Below are 17,009 nucleotides of genomic sequence, written 5' to 3'. Positions count from 1 at the left end.
CAGCACGCTCCCCAACGCCCCGCCTCGAACCCCATCATGAATTTACGCAACGCCTTCTCCACGTTTCCGCGCGACTTCGTCGCCGGCACCGTCGTGTTCCTGGTCGCGCTGCCGCTATGCCTGGGCATCGCCAACGCCTCCGGCGTCGAGCCCTTCGCGGGCCTGATCTCGGGCATCGTCGGCGGCCTGGTGGTCGCCTTCCTGAGCGGCTCGCCGTTGTCGGTGAGCGGCCCCGCCGCCGGCCTGGTGGTGATCGTCGTCGACGGCATCGCCCAACTCGGCAGCTTCCCCGCCTTCCTGCTGGCGGTGGTCTTGTCGGGCCTGCTGCAGCTCGGTTTCGGCATGCTGCGCGCGGGCCAGTTGGCCGCCTACGTGCCCTCGCCCGTGATCAAGGGCATGCTGGCCGCGATCGGCCTGCTGCTGATCATCAAGCAGGTGCCCTTCGCGCTCGGCCTGCACGGCGGCACCGCCGCGTTCAGCGCCCATGCGATCGGCGCCGCGCTGATCGCGATCGTCTCGCTGGCCCTGCTGGTGGCCTGGGATTCGAAGGCGCTGCGCCGCTTCGCGCTGGTGCGCAACGTTCCGGCGCCGCTGATCGTGGTGGTGCTCGGCATCGGCGCCACGCTGGTGCTGGGCGCCCTGCTGCCCGCGCTGGCGCCGCCGGCCGAGCATCGCGTGGCGCTGCCCGCGCTCGACTCGCTGGCCTCGCTCGGCGGCGCGCTCAAGAGCGTCGAGCTCGGCCCGCACTACGCCCAGCTCTGGAACCCCGATGTCTGGCGCGTCGCCATCACGCTGGCGATCGTCGCCAGCCTCGAGACCCTGCTCTCGCTCGAGGCGGTCGAGCAGATCGACCCGAAGCGCCGCCCGCCGATGCCGAACCGCGAGCTGAAGGCCCAGGGCGTCGGCAACCTGGTGGCGGGCGCCTTCGGCGGCCTGCCGATCACCTCGGTGATCGTGCGCAGCTCGGTCAACGTCAACGCCGGCGCGCAAAGCCGCCTCTCGGCGGTGGTGCATGGCGCGCTGCTGCTGGTCAGCGTGTTCCTGCTGACCGAGCTGATCAACCTGATCCCGCTCGCCACGCTCGCCGCGATCCTGATCCACACCGGCTTCAAGCTCGCCAAGCCGGCGCTGTTCAAGGCCGTCGCGCAACAGGGGCCGGCCGCCTTCCTGCCCTTCGCGGCGACCGTTGCCGGCGTGCTGGCCATCGACCTGCTGGCCGGGATCGCGCTGGGCATCGTGTGCAGCGTGCTGGCGGTGGCCTTCGCCAACCTGCGCAGCCCGGCCACGCTGGCCCGCCACGACGATCACTACCTGCTGACCTTCCGCAAGGACGTGTCCTTCCTCGGCAAGGTGCAGGTCAAGCACTACCTGCGGCAGATCCCGGATCGTTCGATCGTGATCATCGACGCGACGCGCGCCGACTACATCGACCACGACGTGCGCGAGCTGATCGACGCCTTCATGGCCGATGCGCAGGCACGCGAGATCCTGGTCGACTACCGGCAGCCCACGCGCGCCGCGGCCAGGCGCTGGTCGATCTCGATGCTGCGCAGCCCCAGCGCGCAATAAGCGCGGCCCGCAACGGCAAAACGCCCCGCCGGCCTTCGGGCCGCGCGGGGCGTTTCATTGCCGATCAACGGCCGGGCAAGCCGGCCGATCGGGCTCAGGAGCGTTGCGGGTTGAGCTTGTCGACGTCCGAGTGCAGCTTGTTGAGCGCCGACAGGTAGGCCTTGGCCGAGGCCGCGACGATGTCCGGGTCGGTGCCGACGCCGTTGACGATGCGCCCGCTCTTGGACAGGCGCACGGTCACCTCGCCCTGCGCCTGGGTGCCGGTGGTGATCGCGTTGACCGAGTACAGCAGCAGCTCCGAGCCGCTGCCAACTTCCGTCTCGATCGCGTTCAGCGTCGCATCGACGGGGCCGTTGCCGCGAGCCTCGCCGGTCACCTCGCCGCCGTCGATCGAGAACACCACCTTGGCCTGCGGCTGCTCGCCGGTTTCCGAGCGCTGCGACAGCGACACGAACTTGTAGTGCTCGCGCTCGACCACCGCAGCCTCCTCCGACACGATCGCGATGATGTCCTCGTCGAAGATCTCGGCCTTGCGGTCGGCCAGGTCCTTGAAGCGCATGAAGGCCGCGTTCAGCTCGGTTTCGCTGTCGAGCGAGACGCCCAGCTCCTGCAGGCGCTGCTTGAAGGCGTTGCGGCCCGAGAGCTTGCCCAGCACGATCTTGTTGGCGGTCCAGCCCACGTCTTCCGCGCGCATGATCTCGTAGGTGTCGCGCGCCTTCAGCACGCCGTCCTGGTGGATGCCCGAGGCATGCGCGAAGGCGTTGGCGCCCACCACCGCCTTGTTCGGCTGCACCACGAAGCCGGTGATCTGCGAGACCAGCTTCGAGGCCGGCACGATCTGCGTGGTGTCCAGGCCGACGTCGAGACCGAAATAGTCCTTGCGCGTCTTCACCGCCATCACGATCTCCTCGAGCGAGGTATTGCCGGCGCGCTCGCCGAGACCGTTGATGGTGCACTCGACCTGGCGCGCGCCGCCGATCTGCACGCCGGCCAGCGAGTTGGCCACGGCCATGCCGAGATCGTTGTGGCAGTGCACCGAGAAGATCGCCTTGTCCGAGTTCGGGATCCGCTCGCGCAGCGTCTTGACCAGGTTGCCGTACAGCTCCGGCACGCCGTAGCCGACCGTGTCGGCGATGTTGATGGTGGTCGCGCCCTCGGCGATCACGGCTTCCAGCACGCGGCAGAGGAAGTCCATGTCGGAGCGGCTGCCGTCTTCCGGCGAGAACTCGACGTTGTCGGTGAACTTGCGCGCGAAACGCACCGCCAGCCGCGCCTGCTCGAACACCTGGTCCGGCGTCATGCGCAGCTTCTTCTCCATGTGCAGCGGGGAGGTGGCGATGAAGGTGTGGATCCGGAAGCTGTTGGCGGGCTTCAGCGCATCGGCGGCGCGCTGGATGTCCTTGTCGTTGGCGCGTGCCAGCGAGCAGATCGTGCTGTCCTTGATCAGCCCGGCGATGGTGTGGATCGCGTCGAAATCGCCGTTCGAGCTGGCCGCGAAACCGGCTTCGATCACGTCGACCTTCATCCGTTCGAGCTGCTTGGCGATACGGATCTTTTCTTCCTTCGTCATCGACGCGCCGGGCGATTGTTCGCCGTCACGCAAGGTCGTGTCGAAAATGATCAGCTTGTCTGTCATGGGGAGGCTCCAGGGGGATCTTGTGGGTACGGCAGAAACGATGGAGTTCGCGCCACCGCTGGCGACGCTCAACAACAGACGAGGCTTGACGGAGGGCGAAGACGGTCAGCGCGGCAGGCGCGCTAGCGCTAGTGCGCATAGGGGCGCACCGGCTTGAAGGAGGGAGAGGCGGAGAAATGCGGTCATGCGGAGGAATATAGCGGCATTCCGTAACACGTGCAATCGGACTGCACCCGGAACCTGACCTGCCCCGCCGAGCCGGCTCCGGACGAAAAAACGGCGACCGGATCAGGGTCGCCGTCTTGCACCGAAATGGGGCTGGTTCGCGAATGATGCGAGGCTCGCCCTCAGTGCTCGCGCTGGGACGAGCGGGCCGGATTGGCACGGCCGCGGATCGCCATGTAGCCCCAGAACACATAGCCCGACAGGCCATACAGCACGAACAGGCCGAACAGCATCAGCGGCGGATCGGAGGACACCAGCACGAAGGCCACCACCACCAGCAGGATCGCCGCGAACGGCACGCGGTGCCGCACATCGAGCGCCTTGCCGCTGTAGAACGGCGCGTTCGACACCATGGTCACGCCGGCATAGATGGTCAGCACGAAGGCCACCCAGGGCAGCCAGCCGAGCTTGAGCGGCACGCGGTTGTCGGTGGCCAGCCACACGAAGCCGGCGATCAGCGCGGCCGCGGCCGGGCTCGGCAAGCCCTGGAAGAAGCGCTTGTCGACCACGCCGATATTGGTGTTGAAGCGCGCCAGGCGCAGCGCGGCGCCCGAGCAGTAGACGAAGGCGGCCAGCCACCCCCAGCGGCCCAGGTCCTTGAGCACCCATTCGTACATCACCAGGGCCGGCGCCACGCCGAACGAGACCATGTCGGACAGGCTGTCGAACTGCTCGCCGAAGGCGCTCTGGGTGTGCGTCATGCGCGCCACGCGGCCGTCCATGCCGTCGAGCACCATCGCCACGAAGATCGCGATCGCGGCGATCTCGAAGCGCACGTTCATCGCCTGCACCACCGCGAAGAAGCCGCAGAACAGCGCGGCGGTGGTGAAGGCATTGGGCAGCAGGTAGATGCCGCGGGTGCGCAGGAACTGCTGGCGCGCGGCGCGGCGCGGCTCGACCGACGAATTGTCGGCGCCGAGCACCTTGTTGTGCCGGAACGAGCGCGGCAGGGACTTGCCGTTGCGCGACCGACGCGGTTTGAATGCAGCCATCGAGCCTCCTGCCGCTTACTGCGGCAATTCAGCAAGAATCGTCGACGATGCGGACACCTTTTCGCCGATCGAGACGCGGGCGCGGCTGCCGATCGGCAGGTACACGTCCACGCGCGAACCGAAGCGGATGAAGCCGTAGCGCTGGCCGCGCGTGAGCGGCTCGCCGTTGCGCACATAGCAGAGAATGCGCCGCGCCACCAGCCCGGCGATCTGCACCGAGGTGACGATATGGTTGCTGCCGGTGTGGATCACCACCGCGTTGCGCTCGTTCTCGGTCGAGGCCTTGTCGATCGCCGCGTTCAGGAACGCGCCCGGGAAGTATTCGACCTTGGTGATCGCGCCGTCGACCGGCGAGCGCTGCGAGTGAACGTTGAACACGTTCATGAACACGCTGATCTTGAGCGCCTCGCGGTTCGCGTAGGGATCGTGCGCGGTTTCCACCGCGACGATGCGCCCGTCGGCCGGGCACAGCACCGCGTTGGCCTCGGTCGGGATCGGCCGGGCCGGATCGCGGAAGAACTGCACCACGAAGACGAGCAACAGCCAGAACGGCCAGGCCAGGCCGAAACCCGCGACTGCATGGATCAACAGCGCGATGACGGCAGCGATCGCGATGAACGGCCAGCCTTCGCGCGCGATGATCGGATGAGGGTAGTTCATGGTGTGATTCGGTGAATTGCAAAGGACGTAGCATAACAAAAGCCGCCCTCGGCACTGCGGCCTTCGGGCGGCTTTTCGTTGCCGACCCCGGAAAATCGGGGCCGTCGCTCAGCGAACGCTTAGTTCTTCGACTGGTCGACCAGCTTGTTCTTGGCGATCCAGGGCATCATCGCGCGCAGCTTCGAGCCGACCTGCTCGATCTGGTGCTCGGCCGTCAGGCGGCGACGCGATTGCAGCGTCGGGGCGCCGGCCTTGTTCTCCAGGATGAAGCTCTTGGCGTATTCGCCGGTCTGGATGTCGGTCAGGACCGCCTTCATGGCCTTCTTGGTCTCTTCCGTGACGATGCGCGGGCCCGTCACGTATTCGCCGTACTCGGCGTTGTTCGAGATCGAGTAGTTCATGTTGGCGATGCCGCCTTCATAGATCAGGTCGACGATCAGCTTGAGCTCGTGCAGGCACTCGAAGTAGGCCATTTCCGGCGCGTAGCCGGCCTCGACCAGGGTTTCGAAACCGGCCTTGATCAGGTCGACGGTACCGCCGCACAGCACGGCCTGCTCGCCGAACAGGTCGGTTTCGGTCTCTTCGCGGAAGTTCGTCTCGATGATGCCGGCACGGCCGCCGCCGTTGGCTGCCGCGTACGACAGGGCCACGTCACGCGCCGCGCCCGACTTGTCCTGGGCGACCGCGATCAGGTGCGGCACGCCGCCACCTTGCGAGTAGGTGCCGCGCACCGTGTGGCCCGGGGCCTTCGGAGCGATCATGATGACGTCCAGATCGGCGCGCGGGATCACCTGGCCGTAGTGGACGTTGAAGCCGTGGGCGAAGGCCAGCGCCGCGCCCTGCTTGATGTTGGCGTGCACTTCCTTGGCGTAGACCTCGGCGATCTGCTCGTCGGGCAGCAGCATCATGACCACGTCGGCGCCCTTCACCGCCTCGGCGACTTCCTTGACCGTCAGGCCGGCGTTCTCGGCCTTGCTCCACGACGCGCCACCCTTGCGCAGGCCGACCGTCACGTTCACGCCGCTTTCCTTCAGGTTCAGCGCGTGGGCGTGGCCTTGCGAGCCGTAGCCGATGATGGTGACTTGCTTGCCCTTGATGAGGGAGAGGTCAGCGTCCTTGTCGTAGAAAACTTTCATGATGATTCCTTTCGCTAAATGCAGTGAGTTCGTTCAATGAGTAAGGCTACCGGGGCATGACGGCGCCGCCGGCTTCGTTCGATACGGCCGCATCAGACCTTCAGGATGCGCTCGCCGCGACCGATGCCCGAGCTGCCGGTGCGCACGGTTTCGAGAATCGCCCCCGCGTCCAGCCCCTGGATGAATGCGTCGAGCTTGTCGCTCGCGCCCGTCAATTCGATTGTGTAGGTCTTTTCGGTAACGTCGATGATGCGGCCGCGGAAAATGTCCGCCATCCGCTTCATTTCTTCGCGTTCCTTGCCGACCGCTCGCACCTTGATCAGCATCAGCTCTCGTTCGATGTGGGCACCGTCGGTCAGGTCCACCACTTTCACCACCTCGATCAGGCGGTTCAGATGCTTCGTGATCTGTTCGATCACGTCGTCCGAGCCAATGGAGACGATGGTCAGCCGCGACAGCGAATTGTCTTCGGTCGGTGCCACCGTCAAGGTTTCAATGTTGTAGCCGCGTGCCGAAAACAGGCCGACCACGCGCGAGAGCGCGCCTGGTTCGTTTTCCAGCAGCACGGAGATGATGTGTCTCATGTTCGCTTCTTCCCGATGATGTCTCGACTAATCCAGTTCGAATGCCTGCCGCGCGCCGCCCGGCGCGGCCCGCTCCTCGTGGAAGCGGGCGCCGAGCGCGCGGCGCGCGGGCACGCCGTTACAGATCTTCCGATCCGAGCAGCATCTCCGTGATGCCCTTGCCGGCCTGGACCATCGGCCAGACGTTTTCGGTCGGATCGGTCTGGAAGTCGAGAAACACGGTGCGATCCTTGAGACGCAGCGCTTCCTTGAGCGCCGGCTCCACATCGGACGACTTTTCGATGCGCATCCCGACGTGGCCGAACGCCTCCGCCAGCTTCACGAAATCGGGCAGCGCGTCCATGTAGGAATGGGAATAGCGCTTGCTGTATTCGATCTGCTGCCACTGGCGGACCATGCCGAGGTAGCGGTTGTTGAGCGAGATGATCTTGACGGGCGTGTCGTACTGCTTGCAGGTCGACAGCTCCTGGATGCACATCTGGATCGAGCCCTCGCCCGTGATGCAGACCACGTCGTCGTCGGGATGGGCCATCTTGACGCCCATCGCCGCCGGCAGGCCGAAGCCCATGGTGCCGAGGCCGCCCGAGTTGATCCAGCGGCGCGGCTTGTCGAAGCGGTAGAACTGCGCGGCCCACATCTGGTGCTGGCCGACGTCCGAGCAGACGAAGGCATTGCCGCCGGTGAGCTTCCAGAGCGTCTCGACCACGTGCTGCGGCTTGATGATCTCGCTCTCGCGGTCGTACTTCAGGCAGTCCTTGGCGCGCCAGCTCTCGATGTCCTTCCACCATTGCGCGAGCGCCTCGGTGTCGGGGCCGTGCTCGGCCGTCTGCAGCTGCTCGATCAGTTCCTTGAGCACTTCCTTGACGTCGCCGACGATCGGGATGTCGACCTTGACGCGCTTGCTGATCGAGGACGGATCGATGTCGATGTGGATGATCTTGCGCGGACGCGAGGCGAAGTGGGCCGGGTCGCCGATCACGCGGTCGTCGAAACGCGCGCCGATCGCGATCAGCACGTCGCAGTGCTGCATCGCCATGTTCGCTTCGTAGGTGCCGTGCATGCCGAGCATGCCGAGGAACTTGGGATCCGAGGCGCGGTAGCCGCCCAGGCCCATCAGCGTGTTGGTGACCGGGTAGCCGAGCAGGTCGGCGAACTGGTTCAGCTCGCGCGAGGCATCGGCCAGGATGATGCCGCCGCCCGTGTAGATGTACGGGCGCTTGGCCGTCAGCAGCAGCGACACGGCCTTGCGGATCTGGCCCGAATGGCCCTTGGTGACCGGGTTGTAGGAGCGCAGCGCGACGCTCTTGACCGGCACGTATTCGCAGGGCGTCTTGGAGACGTCCTTCGGGATGTCGATCAGCACGGGGCCGGGACGGCCGGTGCGGGCGATGAAGAACGCCTTCTTGACCGTTTCCGCGAGGTCGCGGACGTCCTTCACGAGAAAGTTGTGCTTGACGCAGGGGCGCGTGATGCCGACCGTGTCGCATTCCTGGAATGCGTCCTGGCCGATGGCGGCCGTCGGCACCTGGCCGCTGATCACCACCAGCGGGATCGAATCCATGTAGGCTGTGGCGATGCCGGTCACGGCATTGGTCACGCCCGGGCCGGAGGTCACCAGGCAGACGCCGACGTTGCCGGTCGCGCGCGCATAGGCATCCGCCGCATGCACGGCCGCCTGTTCATGGCGCACCAGCACGTGCTGGATCTTTTCCTGCTTGTAGAGTTCGTCGTAGATGTAGAGGACCGAGCCGCCGGGATAGCCCCAGATGAATTCGACGTTCTCGTCGGCCAGTGCCTTCATCAGCACGGTACCGCCGATCGAATCGCTCGAGGGGGCAGAAATAGGTTCCGACGTGGAGAATTCCGCGCTGGGCATGTTCATATCGACCTTTCGAATTTTCGGCAAAAAATTGATCGGGTGCTCTCTGCCGAACTTGTGGCTCGGGTTCAAGCGGCGCGTCCAGTTGACGAGCTGGCTTCTTGGGCCAGCCTCAATTGAGACCATCACTTATGTTGCGAACCGGTGACGATATCTTGGCGAAGTCAAGTGGTCAAGAAAAAAATCCCTGCCGCCGGGAGGCTGATCATAAAACCACAGGCTGGCGCCATCCCGCGCGCCCTCGTGGCGGCACCCGGGATGCCGGGCGGCACGAAAATTTGTTAGCATCCGCCCCGTTTACAGAATTTTTCGTCCTTCCAGGCCCCTCGAGCGCAGACCTTTTCACGGAATGGCATCAGACAAGGAACTCGCCGACTTTCTGGCGGGCGTCGAAAGGCGCGCGTTCAAGCAGGCCGCCTACGCGGTTCGCGACGACGACGCCTCGCTCGACATCGTGCAGGACGCGATGATCCGGCTCGCCGAGAAATACGGCGACCGCCCGGCCGCCGAACTGCCCCTGCTTTTCCAGCGGATCCTGCAGAACGCGATCCACGACTACTTCCGCCGCCAGAAGGTCCGCAACACCTGGGTGAGCCTGTTTTCCTCGCTCGGCGGCGCCGATGACGACGACTTCGATCCGCTCGAGACGCTCGACACGGCCGACAACGGCAGCGGCATCGAGAGCAGCGAATCGCGCCTGGAGCGGGAGCAGGTGCTGTCGCTGATCGACGACGAAATCCGCAAGCTTCCGGCGCGTCAACGGGAAGCATTCCTGATGCGTTACTGGGAAGATATGGATGTCGCCGAAACAGCCGCTGCCATGGGCTGCTCCGAAGGCAGCGTCAAGACGCATTGCTCACGGGCCACGCACGCATTGGCACAAGCGCTCAAGGCCAAAGGAATCACGCTATGAGCTCCGCTCCCGAACTCAAAGAACTGGAATTCGCCCTCAAGATTCGCCGCGCGCTGGACGAACGCGCGGCCGAGCTGCCCCCGTCGGCCGCCGACCGGCTGGCCGCCGCGCGTCGGGCCGCGCTCGCGCGCAAGAAACCCGATGCCGCCATCGTGCTGGTGCCCGCCCTCGCGGGCGGCGGCACCGGCAGCTTCGGCCTGGTGCGCGGTCCGGCCCCGCGGCCGGTGTCGCTCACGCGCCGGATCCTGCGCGCGGTGCCGCTGGTGGTGCTGCTGGCCGGCATCGTCGGCATCGCCTACTGGGAAAACCTCGAGCACACGGCCGAGCTCGCGGACATCGACGCCGCGATGCTGAACGACAACCTGCCGCTCAACGCGTACCTCGACCACGGGTTCAACGCATACCTGTCACACACGCGCTGAGCGCGACCAGAGAGAGAAGGACGCACGGGGCGATGCAGAAACGGGGACTGGCGATATTTTTCGGGAGCGTGATCGCGCTCGTGGTTGCCTACGCGGCCACCTACCCCCGTTTTTTCGAGACCCCGGCGCCGATCGCCGCCGCGCCGGTGGCGGCCTCCGGCACCACGCCGCCCGCCCAGCCCGCCGTCAGCCTGTCCCTGCCCAATGCATTTCCGACGCTGGCGCCCGCCAGCCCGCTGTCCTGGGCGCGCCTGAGCGCGCAGCAACACGAGGCGCTGGCGCCCTTCGAACGCCAATGGGACGGCTTCAGCGATGCGCGCAAGCGCAAGTGGCTGCGGATCGCCGCACGATTCCCGAAGATGTCGCCCGAAGAGCAGAAACGCTTGCATGAGCGGATGACCCAGTGGGCCAACATGACGGCCGAGGAACGGCGCGTCGCGCGCGAGAACTACCAGGCCTCGCAGGACCTGCCCGCGCAGGCCCGCGAACGCGCCTGGAAGGACTACCAGAAGCTGTCGCCCGAGCAGAAGGCCAAGCTGGCCGCCGCCGAGCGCCGTCGCCGGCCGACCGTGGTCAGCGCGCCGCCCTCGGGCAAGAGCGACCGCGACATCAATCGCCTGGTCAACGCGCACGACCACCCGGCCAACGCGCCCGCCAAACCGCTCACGCCGCTGACGACCCCGCCCGCCGAAGCGGGCGCCAGCGCCGCGGTGCCGACCACGGCCGCCTCCGGCACGGTCCAGCCGCCCGCGCCGCTGCCGGTCTCGCCGGCCGACGCGCCGTCGATCTTCAAGGGCTCGTGAGTCACGCGCCGGCCGCCTCCCCCATCGAACCGGCCGGCCCCCGCCCGGGCGTGGGCCGCCGCCTGGCCGCCCTGCTCTACGAAGGCGTGCTGCTGTTCGGCATCGTGTTCTTCGCCGCGCTGGCCTTCGCGCTGGTGTTCCAGCAACGCAACGGCCTGGTCCACCATCGCCTGCTCGCCGCCTGGATCGCCCTGGTGGTCGGCGCCTATTTCGTGTGGTTCTGGACGCACGGCGGACAGACGCTGCCGATGAAGACCTGGCGCCTCAGGCTGGTGGCCGCCGACGGCGCCCCGCTCTCGGCACCACGCGCGATCCTGCGCTACCTGCTCGGCTGGCTGTGGTTCCTGCCGCCGCTCGCCCTGCATCCGCTGCTGCAGTTGCCGGTGCCGGCCACCCTTGCCGTGACGGCCGCCTGGGCGGTGCTGTGGGCGCTCGCCGCGCGGCTCGATCCGGCCCGCCAATTCCCGCACGACCGTCTCGCGGGCACGCGCGTGGTGGCGCAGCCGCGCTGAACGCCGGCCTCCCGCCACGCCGGTTCGCCGGGCCGAAATACCGTCGCGGCCGACCGCAATCCTCCGATCCTTGATCGCTTGCCAGCCTGTCGCGCGGCGCTGCCGCGCCATTGTCGCATCGGCGCATCAGGCTCGCCGGAGCTCGGGCGATCACGCCTCATCCATGCCCGGCGGGCCTGTCGGCGCCATCGTTTCCCGCGCCGAAAGAACGTAATAAGAACGTCCCGTGACTGTCATGGCACAGTCATCCTCGCATGGCGCAATGCCGGTTATCCCAACCGGCGCGAGTCACGCATGGGCCTCAAAACGTCCGCGACTACCTTCTTCCACGACCCGGCCGGCGCCCGCGCGGCAGCCTCGACGTTCCTTTCCGGCCCGGCCGGCGGTGACGCGAGCCTGCCGCCACCGGCCAGCGCCAGCGCCGGCCATCACGACGAATCCGACGGACCCGCGCATCGCTACCGCACCATCTGGCTGTCCGACATCCATCTCGGCACCAGCGGCTGCCAGGCGCCCTACCTGCTCGACTTCCTGCGCCACAACGATTCCGAGTACCTGTACCTGGTCGGCGACATCATCGACGGCTGGCAGTTGCGCAAGGGCTGGTATTGGCCGCAGGCGCACAACGACGTGGTGCAGAAGATCCTGCGCAAGGCGCGCAAGGGCACCCAGGTGATCTACATCCCCGGCAACCACGACGAGGCGGCGCGCCAGTTCTGCGACCTCGCCTTCGGCGACATCCAGGTGCGCGGCGAGGCCTTCCACACCACGCTGGGGGGCAAGCGCCTCTGGATCGTCCACGGCGACCTGTTCGACGGCGTGATCCAGCATGCCAAGTGGCTCGCCTACCTGGGCGACACCGCCTACACGCTGATCCTGGTGCTGAACCGCTGGTTCAACCGGATCCGCAGCCGGCTCGGCTTCCAGTACTGGTCGCTGTCGCAGTACCTGAAGCACCAGGTCAAGAACGCGGTGAACTTCATCTCCTCGTTCGAGAACGTGATGACCGACGAGGCGCGCCGCCGCGGCTGCGACGGCGTGGTGTGCGGCCATATCCACAAGGCCGAGATCCGCGACATCGACGGCGTGCTGTACTGCAACGACGGCGACTGGGTGGAGAGCCTGTCGGCGCTGGTCGAGACCATGGAGGGCGAGCTGAAGATCGTCTACTGGACGGTGATGCAGTCGCCGCCCGTCACCACCTCGCGCAAGGCGAAGGCCACCGCGTGAGCCCCCTGCTGTCCCGCGTCCCGCACCCTACAGGAATGCCTGCATGAAGATCATGATCGTCACCGATGCGTGGGAGCCGCAAGTCAACGGCGTCGTGCGTACCCTGAAGAGCACCTCGCGCGAGCTGAGCGCGCTCGGCCATCGCGTCGAGCTGCTCACGCCGCTGGAATTCCGCACCATCCCCTGCCCGACGTATCCCGAGATCCGCCTCTCGCTGTTCCCGTACCGCAAGCTGCGCGCGCGCATCGACGCGTTCGCGCCCGACGCGCTGCACATCGCCACCGAAGGCCCGCTCGGCATGGCCGCGCGCCGCTACGCGCGCGCCCACAAGCTGCCCTTCACCACCGCCTATCACACGCGTTTTCCCGAATACGTGCAGGCGCGCTTCGGCATCCCGCTGTCGGCCACCTACCGCTTCCTGCGCTGGTTCCACGGCGCCTCGCTGGCGGTGATGGCGCCCACCCCGGTGGTCAAGCAGGACCTGGAATCCTTCGGCTTCGACAACGTGGTGCTGTGGACCCGCGGCGTCGACCTCGACATCTTCGAGCCGATGGAATCGAAGGTGCTGAACACCGCGCGCCCGATCTTCCTCTACGTGGGGCGCGTGGCGATCGAGAAGAACGTCGAGGCCTTCCTGAAGCTCGACCTGCCCGGCTCGAAGTGGGTGGCGGGCGAAGGCCCCGCGCTGGCCGAGCTGAAATCACGCTATCCTGAGGCGAATTATCTTGGCGTGCTGTCGCAGGCGGAGCTCGCCAAGGTCTACGCGGCGGCCGACGTGTTCGTGTTCCCCAGCAAGACCGACACCTTCGGCCTGGTGCTGCTCGAGGCGCTCGCCTGCGGCACGCCGGTGGCGGCCTATCCGGTGACGGGCCCGGTCGACGTGCTCGGCGGCGGTCACGCCGGCGCGATGAACGAGGACCTGCGCGAGGCCTGCCTGGAAGCGCTGAAGATCGATCGCGCCACCGCGCGCGAATGGGCCGAGCGCTTCTCGTGGCGCGCCGCCTCCGAGCAGTTCGCCTCGCACCTGAAGCCGCTGCCGAACACCGCCAGCTCCCAACCTCGAGGCGCCGCCGTTTGAAACCTGCCATGCGCGCGAAAGCGCCCGCTCCGTCCCCGTCGCCGCTGCGCCGTCCCGCGCTGAACGCCGCCGCGTTCGCGCGCGATCCGCATGCCGATAACGATTCCCACGATGCGCACGACGGGCACGAGCATCACGAGCCGCTCGGCACCGACGACCCGCTCGCGCCGCTGCCGCCGAACCCCTACAAGGGCAATCGCGGGCTCACGCGCGCCTGGTACGCGCTCAAGCATTCGGTCAACGGCTTTCGCGTGGCGATCCGCGAGGAGAGCGCGTTCCGCCAGGAATTGACGCTCGCCGCGATCCTCGTGCCAGTCGGCCTGTTCATGCCGGTCGACGCGGTTTCACATGCGCTGCTGATCGGCTCGGTGCTGCTGGTGCTGATCGTCGAACTGCTGAACTCCAGCGTGGAAGCGGCAATCGACCGGATTTCGCTGGAGCGCCACGAGCTCTCGAAACGCGCCAAGGACCTCGGCAGCGCGGCCGTCACGGTCGCGCTCGGCGCCTGCCTGACCACCTGGGGCTTCATCCTCTGGCCGGTGGTGTCGCGCTGGCTCGGCCACTGATTCTTCATCGACGCGCGCCGATCCTTGCCGATTCGTTCCGCGCCAGCAACGATGGGCGCGTGCTTTTCCCATTGTTCCGCTCGTGCGACGAAAAGCGCCGAGAAAGCGAACGACCGTTTATAATCGGCCGATAGTCTCGAAAACAGCTAACCCGAGCCGGACAACTACGCAGCATCCTCATGCAGCGCCCGCCAGTCCGGCACATTCAGGGCCGGACGACACATGGAAGCGAAACCTCCCCGCCGCACGCGTGAACGGATCCTCGAGCTGTCGTTGAAGCTATTCAACGAGATCGGCGAGCCGAACGTGACCACCACCACGATCGCCGAGGAAATGGAAATCAGTCCAGGCAACCTGTACTACCATTTCCGCAACAAGGACGACATCATCAACAGCATCTTCGCCCAGTTCGAGCAGCAGATCGAACGGCGACTGCGCTTCCCCGAGGACCATCGTCCGACCATCGACGAGACCTGGTCCTACCTGCAGTACATGGCCGATTTCATGTGGACCTACCGGTTCCTGTATCGCGACCTGAACGACCTGCTGGCGCGCAACCGCACGCTGGAAACCCACTTCAAGCAGATCATCAGCCACAAGGTGCGCTTCGCGCGCGAGATGTGCGAGCTGCTGGTGTCCGACGAGGAGCTGGTGGCCACGCCGGCCGAGATCGAGGTGATCGCCACCAACATGGCGGTGATCTCCACCTACTGGCTCTCGTACCAGTACGTGATGCACCCGCGCAAGTACAACGACCAGGACGCGATCCGCGACGAGCTGCATCAGGTCAGCATGCACGTGATCTCGGTGATGGCGCCGTACCTGCGCGGCCGCTCGCGGCAGATCTTCGACGATCTGGTTTCCGGCAAGCTGCCCAAGCGCGAATTCCACGACTACCTGCCGCCTCGCGGCGCGCCCAAGGACGCGAAATCATGAAGTCGGTCTGTGTCTACTGCGGCTCCTCGGCGGGCACGCGCGGCGTCTATGCCGAGGCCTCGCGCGCCTTCGGCCAGGCGCTGGCGCAGGCCGGCCTGACGCTGGTCTATGGCGGCGGCCGGGTCGGCCTGATGGGCATCATCGCCGACGCGGTGCTGGCCGCCGGCGGCAGCGCGATCGGCGTGATCCCCAAGCTGCTGGTCGACAAGGAAGTCGGCCATCACGGCCTGACCGAGCTGCACGTGGTGCCCGACATGCATCACCGCAAGAAGATGATGGCCGACCTCAGCGAGGCCTTCGTCGCGATGCCCGGCGGCGCCGGCACGCTCGAGGAGTTCTTCGAGGTCTATACCTGGGCCCAGCTCGGTTATCACCGCAAGCCGGTGGCCCTGCTCAACGTCGAGGGCTTCTACGACCCGCTCGTCACGATGCTGCGGCATACCGTCGAGGAAGGCTTCATGGCGGGCAGTTACGTGGAGTCGCTCTGCATCGACGCGAACCCCGCAGGCCTGCTCGATCAATTGCGCCGCTACCAGCCGCCCACGCGCGACAAGTGGACGCCGGTAGGCGAGGCGCCCTGAGTCTTCCGGCCGGGCAAGCCGCCCCGGCCATCCTCGCGTTTCCCCTTCGCGTCATCGCCATGCCGGCTGGCGCGGTCTCGCGCCGGCCGGTATCGTCTTCCCCTTGGTGGCCTCGCGTGACGCAGCGCCAGCGCGCCGTCCCTTCGTTCGCCCTCGCCATCGTCCCCCTCAGCCCTCATTCACCGGGAGTCGCTTCGTCATGTCCGCATCGAACAGCAAGGTCGTCCTCGTCACCGGCGCGAGCCGCGGTATCGGCGCCGCCACCGCGCGCCTGCTCGCCGCGCGCGGCTGGGCCGTCGGCATCAACTACGCGCGCGACGCCGCGGCGGCCGAAGCGCTGGCCGGCGCGTTGCGCGCCGGCGGCGCGCGCGTCACCACCGTGCGCGGCGACGTGGCCGTCGAAGCCGAGGTGATCGCCATGTTCGATCACGTCGAGCGCGAACTCGGCCCGCTCGACGCGCTGGTCAACAACGCCGGCATCGTCGCCGCGCCGCAACCGCTCGCCGAGATGGCGCTGACGCGCCTCACGCGCATGTTCGAGGTCAACGTGCTGGGCGCCTACCTCTGCGCGCGCGAGGCGGCGCGGCGCCTGCCGACCGATCGCGGCGGCCGCGGCGGCGCGATCGTCAATGTCTCCTCGCTGGCCGCGCGGCTCGGCTCGCCGAACGAATATGTCGACTACGCCGGCTCCAAGGGCGCCGTCGACACGCTCACGCTGGGCCTGGCCAAGGAGCTCGCGCCGCACGGCGTGCGCGTCAACGCCGTGCGGCCCGGCCTGATCGACACCGAGATCCATGCCAGCGGCGGCCAGCCCGATCGCGCGGCGCGGCTTGGCGCGCAGACGCCGATCGGCCGCCCGGGCCGCGCCGACGAGGTGGCCGAGGCGATCGCCTGGCTGCTCGGCGATGCCGCGTCCTACGTGACGGGCACCCTGGTCGACGTCGGCGGCGGACGTTGAGGGCTTGATTTGCCGGTGAGCGCAGGCGCGGCCAGGATCGGCGCCGGCGCGCCTCGCCGCTCGCGCCTGTCGCCATGACCGACGGGCGACCCCGCCCGGCGCGTAGACTGCCACCGCTCCCGCCTGTGTCGCGAAAACGACAGCGCAAACGTACAAATCACAAAACAGCACATGCGCGAAAAAATCGCACATTCGGGCGACAGTTTTCGTAACAAGCCGTAATAAAAACATGGTCTACTAGCGACCATCGCGGCTCGCACCGCCATCCCGCCTTCCTCACGGCACGACAATCGACCGAGCCAGGCAGCCGGTCGAACAACCGACTTCTG

General features: G+C 67.0%; 17 protein-coding genes. 11 read left to right on the top strand and 6 right to left on the bottom strand.

Going from position 1 to position 17,009, the window contains the following annotated elements; all coding sequences use genetic code 11:
* Positions 1-33 precede the first annotated feature (33 nt).
* Positions 34-1,569 carry a SulP family inorganic anion transporter gene (locus tag FB600_RS22725; RefSeq protein ID WP_227743038.1) on the top strand — a complete coding sequence of 512 codons (1,536 nt, stop codon included), beginning with the start codon at positions 34-36 and terminating at the stop codon, positions 1,567-1,569.
* A 94-nt stretch (positions 1,570-1,663) separates the two neighbouring features.
* On the opposite strand, the gene FB600_RS22720 is transcribed toward FB600_RS22725, so the two are convergent.
* The 6 genes from FB600_RS22720 to FB600_RS22690 all read right to left on the bottom strand — a co-directional run bounded on the left by FB600_RS22720 (position 1,664) and on the right by FB600_RS22690 (position 8,684).
* Positions 1,664-3,205 (bottom strand): 2-isopropylmalate synthase, encoded by a 1,542-nt coding sequence (locus tag FB600_RS22720; protein ID WP_013698876.1) that lies wholly within the window; start codon positions 3,203-3,205, stop codon positions 1,664-1,666.
* A 347-nt stretch (positions 3,206-3,552) separates the two neighbouring features.
* Positions 3,553-4,422, bottom strand: a complete 870-nt coding sequence (gene pssA / locus FB600_RS22710; protein ID WP_013698877.1) for a CDP-diacylglycerol--serine O-phosphatidyltransferase — start codon at positions 4,420-4,422, stop codon at positions 3,553-3,555.
* A 15-nt stretch (positions 4,423-4,437) separates the two neighbouring features.
* Positions 4,438-5,082, bottom strand: coding sequence for a phosphatidylserine decarboxylase (locus tag FB600_RS22705; protein WP_013698878.1), 645 nt, complete (start codon positions 5,080-5,082; stop codon positions 4,438-4,440).
* A gap of 119 nt (positions 5,083-5,201) precedes the next feature.
* On the bottom strand, positions 5,202-6,218 hold the full coding sequence (gene ilvC, locus FB600_RS22700) for a ketol-acid reductoisomerase (RefSeq protein ID WP_013698879.1): 1,017 nt from the start codon (positions 6,216-6,218) through the stop codon (positions 5,202-5,204).
* Between the two features lie 92 nt (positions 6,219-6,310).
* On the bottom strand, positions 6,311-6,802 hold the full coding sequence (ilvN, locus tag FB600_RS22695) for an acetolactate synthase small subunit (RefSeq protein ID WP_013698880.1): 492 nt from the start codon (positions 6,800-6,802) through the stop codon (positions 6,311-6,313).
* A gap of 118 nt (positions 6,803-6,920) precedes the next feature.
* Positions 6,921-8,684, bottom strand: a complete 1,764-nt coding sequence (locus tag FB600_RS22690; RefSeq protein WP_025096473.1) for an acetolactate synthase 3 catalytic subunit — start codon at positions 8,682-8,684, stop codon at positions 6,921-6,923.
* A gap of 346 nt (positions 8,685-9,030) precedes the next feature.
* Between FB600_RS22690 and FB600_RS22685 the strand changes: the two genes are divergently transcribed.
* The 10 genes from FB600_RS22685 (at position 9,031) to FB600_RS22640 (ending at position 16,680) form a co-directional block, all read left to right on the top strand.
* Positions 9,031-9,594 (top strand): RNA polymerase sigma factor, encoded by a 564-nt coding sequence (locus FB600_RS22685; protein WP_013698882.1) that lies wholly within the window; start codon positions 9,031-9,033, stop codon positions 9,592-9,594.
* Positions 9,591-10,016: a DUF3619 family protein gene (locus FB600_RS22680; protein WP_025096474.1), complete on the top strand. Its 426-nt coding sequence runs from the start codon at positions 9,591-9,593 to the stop codon at positions 10,014-10,016. The genes FB600_RS22685 and FB600_RS22680 overlap by 4 nt, the downstream gene beginning before the upstream one ends.
* A gap of 32 nt (positions 10,017-10,048) precedes the next feature.
* Positions 10,049-10,819, top strand: coding sequence for a DUF3106 domain-containing protein (locus tag FB600_RS22675; RefSeq protein WP_036049849.1), 771 nt, complete (start codon positions 10,049-10,051; stop codon positions 10,817-10,819).
* Complete coding sequence (locus tag FB600_RS22670; RefSeq protein WP_098153794.1) at positions 10,816-11,331, top strand: RDD family protein; 516 nt, start codon at positions 10,816-10,818, stop codon at positions 11,329-11,331. Before FB600_RS22675 ends, FB600_RS22670 begins: the two co-directional genes overlap by 4 nt.
* A 294-nt stretch (positions 11,332-11,625) precedes the next feature.
* On the top strand, positions 11,626-12,561 hold the full coding sequence (locus FB600_RS22665; RefSeq protein WP_098153793.1) for a UDP-2,3-diacylglucosamine diphosphatase: 936 nt from the start codon (positions 11,626-11,628) through the stop codon (positions 12,559-12,561).
* Between the two features lie 43 nt (positions 12,562-12,604).
* Positions 12,605-13,639 (top strand): glycosyltransferase family 4 protein, encoded by a 1,035-nt coding sequence (locus tag FB600_RS22660; RefSeq protein ID WP_098181720.1) that lies wholly within the window; start codon positions 12,605-12,607, stop codon positions 13,637-13,639.
* Between the two features lie 8 nt (positions 13,640-13,647).
* Positions 13,648-14,205, top strand: coding sequence for a diacylglycerol kinase (locus FB600_RS22655; RefSeq protein WP_013698888.1), 558 nt, complete (start codon positions 13,648-13,650; stop codon positions 14,203-14,205).
* A 222-nt stretch (positions 14,206-14,427) separates the two neighbouring features.
* Positions 14,428-15,141, top strand: a complete 714-nt coding sequence (locus tag FB600_RS22650) for a TetR/AcrR family transcriptional regulator (protein WP_013698889.1) — start codon at positions 14,428-14,430, stop codon at positions 15,139-15,141.
* The gene (locus FB600_RS22645; protein ID WP_145757373.1) at positions 15,138-15,722 is read left to right on the top strand and encodes a TIGR00730 family Rossman fold protein; all 585 of its coding nucleotides are present in this window, start codon (positions 15,138-15,140) and stop codon (positions 15,720-15,722) included. The genes FB600_RS22650 and FB600_RS22645 overlap by 4 nt, the downstream gene beginning before the upstream one ends.
* A 199-nt stretch (positions 15,723-15,921) precedes the next feature.
* On the top strand, positions 15,922-16,680 hold the full coding sequence (locus FB600_RS22640) for an SDR family oxidoreductase (protein WP_145757372.1): 759 nt from the start codon (positions 15,922-15,924) through the stop codon (positions 16,678-16,680).
* Positions 16,681-17,009 lie beyond the last annotated feature (329 nt).

It is taken from the genome of Burkholderia sp. SJZ089, from assembly GCF_007828315.1.
Classification (GTDB): Bacteria; Pseudomonadota; Gammaproteobacteria; order Burkholderiales; family Burkholderiaceae; genus Burkholderia; species Burkholderia gladioli.
Note: the sequence above shows the minus strand (reverse complement) of the source record. Positions and strands in the feature narration are given on the sequence as shown.